The following is a 5,644-nucleotide window of genomic DNA, read 5'->3' as shown; positions in this document are numbered from 1 at the left end:
ACTGGAATGGACGAGCCCCCGATCTCGGAGCGGATTCTTTCGATCTTTTCCTGCGGCTCCCGCCAGGCGTTCATCAGGTGCGCCCAGGTCGCGTCCGGGTCGACCCGGAAATTGCTGTTCCTCAGAGGCGACGTCGCCTCCGCGGATCCGGCGCGGAACATGTTGTGGAAGGCGAGCACGTCCATGTGTTCGCCCGCGATGTCGAGCATCCGTTTCGCCCAGCCGCTATCGCCCCAGCCGATGATCGTGATCTCCGGATCCTTCCGACGCATGGCCTTTGCAAAGGCGATGGTGCGGCGGGCAGCCGTTTCGCAGTCGTAGCCCAGCGGATCGTACGACGTTTCGTTACCCACCTGCCACAGTTTCAGATTGAACGGTTCTGCGGCGCCGTTCTTCCTGCGCAACGCATTCTGGGGATTATTGCAGTAATCCACCCAGGCCGCCGCTTCGGCGGGACCCGCGGATCGGACGCCGCCGCAGGGCGGACGCGCCCAGTGTCGCCGGCCGTCGGATTCGAAGTTCACGCAGAAAAACGGCTGGCTGCCGACGCGTCTGCAGAAGTCCACGAACTCGTGCGTTCCGACGTGGTTGCTCTCCATTCCGCCCCAGAGCAGATTGTGCATGGGTCTACGGCGCTGCCGGAGACCGACGCCTTCGCGCCAGCGATAGTAGGAGCTGAAACACCCGCCGAAGCGCATCAACGGCGGCGCGAGTTCGGCGGTTGCATCGACCACATCCTGCCGCCAGTCCCCCCGCACATGATCCCATGCCGCCGCCACGGAGCCGTCGGTCGTTCCGAGGGGTTCCATGAACTGCATGTACAGGTTGGGGGACAACCCGAACCTGGGCGCTGGATCCACCATGAGGGTCGTAGTCATCATTCGCCCGTTGTCGGCCAAGAAAAAGAATGCGGGAATAGTACCATTTTTGAAACGGGGTGGAAATCCTTTCCGCAGGAACGCTGGAACCCGTCCGTTAGTGCACGGCAATATTCAGGGTGTAATCCGCGCTCCTTGCGCCACGTCATCAATTCCCGCGCATGGTAGCTAATAATGGTGCTGGCGCCTGCGCGGGCAATCGACGTCATCAGTTCCTCGACCATCGCACGCTCACGCCACAGACCTTTTCGAGCACCTTCCTTGACCATCGTGTATTCGCCGCTGACATTATACGCAGCCACAGGCACCTTCACTGCCCCGGCCGCGTCAGAAATGATATCCAGATAGGCAAGCGCTGGCTTGACGATGACCATGGCCGCACCTTCCGACTCATCTTCGCGAATACGGGCCAACGCCCCGGCACGATCAGCGCCATCCAGTTGATAGGATTTGCGATCGCCAAAACGCGGCGCGCTGCGTGCGGCATTTCGAAACGGCCCGTAGAAATTTGAATCAAACTTTGCCGAATATCCCATCACACGCACGGCGTGCATCCCGGTATCGTCAAGCGCCCGGCGTATTGCGCTGACCTGATGGCGCGCCATAGCTGAGGGCGCGACCCAGTCAGCACCCGCGTCAGCATGCGCGCATGCACTACGAGCTAAAGCCGTGAGCGTGCGCTCGGGGTCACGATCCACAACACCGCCATCACACTCGCGCAGAATGGCGCAATGGCCGTGATCGGTATAGGCGCACAAACAGACGTCGCTGACCAACGTCACGTGCGTGCCGAATTCCTTGCGCGCATGACGCAGCGCCCGGCAGACCGCTGACTGTTCATCCCACGCGCCGCTTCCCTCCCGGTCTTTGCGCTGCGGCACGCCAAACAGAAGAAACGCCCGCACGCCCGCATCGACCGACGCCTGCATATCGCGTAGCAACGTGTCCACGCCCCAGCGATAGACGCCGGGAAAATGCGGAATACGCTCACGCGCGCGCGGTTTCTCAGTCACAAAATATGGATACAGATAGGTTGCTGCGGCCATCGTTACTCCTTGCGGATCGTGCCAAACCCCTTCAAGCGCCGGCAATCAGATGCAGTAGTCGGGGATCACCCGTTGGTTGACCAGCAGGTTCAGCACCGCCTCGACCTTGTGTTCGACCGATTCCGGCTCGCCGATGGTGATCGTGACCGGGACCCCGTGCGCGGACGGTTCCCCGAGTGCGACCACCAGCAGCTCATTGGGCTGGTTCAGGACATTGAGGCGCCTGACCGTGTAGGCATCGACCGTCGGCAGGGCCGTGATGAAAATAAGCCCGGCATCGGTCAGGATGCGGGCCAGCTCGCCCAGGCGCTGGATCTGCGCGTCGTGCTCCGAGCGATTGTCCTGCACGTCGGACGCCAGCCCGCGCGAGAGGCTCGAGAAGCCGAGGAAGTAGGAGTTCAGGTTCAGCTTGAAGAGGCGCAGTTCCAACTCCTTGCCGAAGGCCTGGACCGCCGACGCCGAGGCGCCGGTGATGATCACGGCCTTGCCGACGTGGCGGTTGCGGATCAGGCGGTCTTTGGAAGAGACCAGGCCCGTCTCCCAGTGGAACTCGCGTCGCTCCACATGGCCTCTCAACAGGGTGGCCGCGTCGCTCACCACGCGCGGCGTGTCCGCGTCGACGAAGACGCTGTCGGTGATCATCGCGGCGCCCGCCGTGGCATTGCTGACCGGATGCACGAAGATCAGGCTGCCTGTCGCACGGTTTTCCGAATAGGGGTCGAAGTAGATCGGCTGGGTGGTCTCGACGACCACGCGGCCGATGCCGTTCAGGGTCAGCTCCTCGACGGCCTTCTGCTCCATGGTGTTGACGTCGATGGCATAGAGGAGCGCCTCGATGCGCGCCTTGACAAAGCGGCCGGCGTGGCGCACCAGAACCTGCGCGCCCGCCCGCAGCGGCGCTTCGCTCATCCAGATCACAATCGCCTCGAAGCGGTCTTTGACGCGCGGCAGGTTGTTGTGGTGAACGATCATGTCGCCGCTGCTGATGTCCACCTCGTCGGTCAGTTCCAGGGTAACGGCCTGCGGGGCGGCGGCGGCGGCGAGATCGCCGTCGGCCGTCACAATCCGCTTGACCCGGGACGTCTTGTTGGAGGGGAGCACGCGGATGGCGTCGCCGGGTTTGACCGTGCCCGAGACCACGGTACCCGCAAAGCCTCGGAAGTTCAGGTGCGGCCGGGTCACGACCTGCACCGGAAAGCGGAAATCGCGAACATTGGTGTCTTGCGAGATATCGACCGTCTCCAGCAGTTCCAGCAACGAAGGGCCGGTGTACCAGGGCGTCAGCTCAGGCGTCCGGGTCGCGACATTCGTCCCCTTCAGGGCAGAGAGCGGCACAAAGCGGATATCCGGGATGTCGAGCTTCTGCGCGAAGTCGCTGAAGGCCTGCCGGATAGTCAGGAAGGTCTCGTGGTTGTACCCGCCGATATCCATCTTGTTGACCGCAACCAACAGGTGCTTGATCCCCAGCAGCGACGCGATGAAGGCGTGGCGTCGGGTCTGCGTCACCACGCCGGTGCGCGCGTCGATGAGGATCACGGCCAGATTGGCGGTGGAGGCGCCCGTGGCCATGTTGCGCGTATACTGCTCGTGCCCCGGCGTGTCGGCGATGATGAATTTGCGCCGCGGCGTCGAGAAATAGCGGTAGGCCACGTCGATGGTGATCCCCTGCTCCCGCTCGGCCTTCAGCCCGTCCAGCAGCAGGGCGTAATCGATTTGCCCGGCGCCCGTGGTGCCGTTCTTCTCGCTCGCATCCTGCAGCGCGCTGAGCTGGTCCTCATAGATCAACTTGCTGTCGTACAGCAGGCGGCCGATCAGCGTCGATTTGCCGTCATCGACCGAGCCGCAGGTGATGAAGCGCAGCAGGTTCTTGTTCTCGTACTCGTCCAGATAGGCTTCAATGGGGTTCATGCGACGTTCTCCTTTGCGCTGCGGACGGCCCGGGGCGGCGTCCTTCCGGTTTTTAGAAATACCCTTCGCGTTTCTTCTGCTCCATGGACGAATCGCCGTCGTGATCGATAACCCGTGTCGAGCGTTCGCTCACGCGCACCTGCAGCGTTTCGGCCACGATCTCCTCGATGGTTGTCGCCTGCGATTCGACGGCGCCGGTGAGCGGGTAGCAGCCCAGCGTCCGGAAGCGCACCATCTTTTGGACCGGGCGCTCGCCCGGGTGCAGGCGCATCCGCTCGTCATCCACCAGGATCCACTGGCCGTCGCGTTCCACCACCGGACGCGGCGCGGCGAAGTAGAGCGGCACGATCGGGATTTTCTCGTGCCGGATGTACTGCCAGATGTCAACCTCGGTCCAGTTGGAGAGCGGGAAGACCCGCACGCTCTCGCCGGGGCTGACCCGCGCGTTGTAGATGTTCCACAGCTCGGGCCGCTGGTTCTTGGGGTCCCACTGCTGGTGCTTGTCGCGGAAGGAGAAGACCCGCTCCTTGGCGCGCGATTTCTCCTCGTCGCGGCGCGCGCCGCCGAAGGCCAGATCGTGCTTACCCTCCTTCAGCGTCTGCAGCAGGGCCTGCGTCTTCATGATGTCGGTGTATTTGCGGCTGCCGTAGTCGAAGGGGTTGACGCCGTCCGCAAGCCCCTGCTCGTTCGAGCGGACGATCAGCTCAAGCCCCTGCTCCGCGCAGAAACGGTCTCGGAAGGCGATCATCTCCCGGAACTTCCACGTGGTGTTGATGTGCAGCAGCTTGAAGGGCAGACGCCCCGGATAGAAGGCCTTCTGCGCCAGCCGCACCAGCACGGAGGAGTCCTTGCCAATGGAGTAGAGCAGAATCGGGTTCTGCGCCTGGCTCGCCGCATCGCGGAAGATGTGGATGCTCTCGGCTTCGAGTTGTTTGAGTTGATTCAGGGATGTGTCGCTCATGTCCGTTCTCCTGGAAGGGTTGAAGGTTCAGCGTTGGGGTGGCGTGTGCCCACATGCAGTCCGCACTCCTTGTGTTCGGGCTCTTCCCACCACCAGCGGCCGGAGCGGACGCCCTCGGTGCGCGTCACCGCACGCGTGCAGCACGCGCAACCGATGCTGCGGAAGCCTTGGTCATGCAACGGGCTGTAGGGGACCTGCCGCGCGGCGATCGCGGCCCACACCCGCTGCTCGTCCCAGTCCGCCAGCGGGCTGATCTTCACCAACCCGTTCGCGGCGTCGTGCTCGACGACCCGGGTCGCGGTGCGCGTGACCGACTGCTCGCGGCGCAGGCCGCAGACCCACGCCCGATAGGGTGCGAGCGCCCGCCTCAGCGGCTCAATCTTGCGCACGCGGCAGCACCGCTGCCGATTCTCAACACGGTCATAGAAAAGATTGATCCCCTGCTCTGCCACCATCTCCTCGACCTGCACGTGATCGGGGAAGAACACCCGGATCTTGATCCCGTAACGCCGCTCCGTCTCCGCCAGCAAGGCGTAAGTCTCCGGAAAGAGCCGACCCGTGTCCAACGTCACCAGCGCAATCGGCCAGCGGTTGCGGGCGATGATTTCGGTGATGATCTGGTCCTCCGCCGCCAGCGAGGTCGCAAACACCAAATCCTCGCCAAACGTCTCCCACGCGCGGCGGATCACCGTCTCGGCTTCCTGGCCTTCAAGCTCCGCGTTTAGCTGTTCTGTCGTCATCCCTGTGCCCTCTTACGCTTTGAAATGTGTAAGAGAATAACGCTTATACTGATGTATGTCAATAGACATTATGGATATTTTTTTTCGTGCGGCTTCTGGGGGGGCGAATGT

At 63.0% G+C, this 5,644-nt stretch carries 5 protein-coding genes; all 5 read right to left on the bottom strand.

Features of this window, described 5'->3' with window-relative positions; genetic code table 11:
- A partial coding sequence (locus tag FJ222_11725; GenBank protein MBM4165091.1) for an alpha-L-arabinofuranosidase occupies window positions 1-878 on the bottom strand: 878 nt, incomplete at its 3' end.
- Entirely contained in the window at window positions 878-1,924 is a 1,047-nt protein-coding gene (gene hemB / locus FJ222_11720; protein MBM4165090.1) for a porphobilinogen synthase, read from the bottom strand. The genes FJ222_11725 and hemB, both read right to left, overlap by 1 nt.
- A 45-nt stretch (window positions 1,925-1,969) precedes the next feature.
- A complete protein-coding gene (gene cysN / locus FJ222_11715; GenBank protein ID MBM4165089.1) occupies window positions 1,970-3,832 on the bottom strand; it encodes a sulfate adenylyltransferase subunit CysN in 1,863 nt (620 codons plus the stop codon).
- A gap of 52 nt (window positions 3,833-3,884) precedes the next feature.
- Window positions 3,885-4,793 (bottom strand): sulfate adenylyltransferase subunit CysD, encoded by a 909-nt coding sequence (cysD, locus tag FJ222_11710; protein ID MBM4165088.1) that lies wholly within the window; start codon window positions 4,791-4,793, stop codon window positions 3,885-3,887.
- Complete coding sequence (locus tag FJ222_11705; GenBank protein ID MBM4165087.1) at window positions 4,790-5,533, bottom strand: phosphoadenylyl-sulfate reductase; 744 nt, start codon at window positions 5,531-5,533, stop codon at window positions 4,790-4,792. The genes cysD and FJ222_11705 overlap by 4 nt, the downstream gene beginning before the upstream one ends.
- Between the last annotated feature and the right edge of the window lie 111 nt (window positions 5,534-5,644).

This window comes from Lentisphaerota bacterium, from assembly GCA_016873675.1.
Lineage (GTDB): Bacteria > Verrucomicrobiota > Kiritimatiellia > RFP12 > JAAYNR01 > VGWG01.
This window is presented reverse-complemented; position numbering and strand designations above follow the sequence as displayed.